The sequence below is a fragment of the Chromohalobacter sp. 296-RDG genome (genome assembly GCF_029889885.1).
Lineage (GTDB): Bacteria > Pseudomonadota > Gammaproteobacteria > Pseudomonadales > Halomonadaceae > Chromohalobacter.
This window is the reverse complement of sequence record NZ_JARANY010000313.1, coordinates 1-562: the sequence shown is the minus strand read 5'-3', so window position 1 is coordinate 562 and position 562 is coordinate 1. Positions and strand designations below refer to the sequence as shown.

The following is a 562-nucleotide window of genomic DNA, read 5'->3' as shown; positions in this document are numbered from 1 at the left end:
TTGTTACTTCTTCGGTCCTGACACCTCGGATACGGTTCAATCTAGACACGCCCGCTATTAGCACGATAGATACAATAACTAGAGGATTCGATGATGAAGCTAAAACGCACCGTCCAGCTCACTGCTGCTGGACTCGCCTTTACCTTCGCGTCAGCCGCCTGGAGCTTTGATCTCAACGGCAAGGTTGACTGTATCGCCCCTTCAAGCCCTGGTGGCGGCTGGGATTTCACCTGCCGTAGCGTGGGTAGGATCCTGCAGGAACTCGACATGGTTCCCGAGGGCGTTCAGACCGTCAACATGCCTGGAGCGACCGGTGGTGTCGCCTATGCCCATGTCATCAGCAAACGTCCCAGCGATGAACAGCTACTGGTGGCTGCCTCTACGGTAACCTCGGCCGGTCTTGCCCAAGGCTTGTTCCAGGGGATGACGGCCGACCAAGTTAACTGGGTGACTGCGCTGGGCGCCGATTATGGTGTGATTGGCGTGTCACAGGATTCAGAATACCCTACCCTGATTCCCCTAACCGATACGCTCAAGGAAGATAAGCGTTCCATCACTTTTG

The 562-nt window shown here is 55.3% G+C and carries 1 pseudogene; it reads left to right on the top strand.

What is annotated here, in order from left to right:
• Window positions 1–93: 93 nt before the first annotated feature.
• A pseudogene (locus tag OP495_RS18720) lies at window positions 94–562 on the top strand (tripartite tricarboxylate transporter substrate binding protein); the annotation flags it as partial.